The sequence below is a fragment of the Aquibium pacificum genome, from assembly GCF_040839445.1.
Lineage (GTDB): Bacteria > Pseudomonadota > Alphaproteobacteria > Rhizobiales > Rhizobiaceae > Aquibium > Aquibium pacificus.
The window spans coordinates 1-213 of record NZ_JBDPGJ010000065.1; the positions used below are offsets into that span (position 1 = coordinate 1).

Here is a 213-nt window from a genome sequence, read left to right on the forward strand (position 1 = left end):
TCGGAGACGTCATGACGGCCTTGGTGCCGCCGCCGGCCTTGTAGGTGTAGTCGTTCCACTGCCAGCTTCCGCTGATATACGACCATAGCCGCACGTAGATCGTGCCGCTGGACGGCAGGCCCGATACGGTCTTCGACGTGCTGGTGCCCTGGCTGGCCTGGTAGATGTTGTACGAGCCGACGCCGGTCGAGCCGACATAGAGCCAGTACTGCG

The 213-nt window shown here is 63.4% G+C and carries 1 protein-coding gene; it reads right to left on the minus strand.

Features of this window, described 5'->3' with window-relative positions:
- The coding region (locus ABGN05_RS30175) for a hypothetical protein (protein WP_367957760.1) at positions 1 to 213 on the minus strand (213 nt) is incomplete at both ends.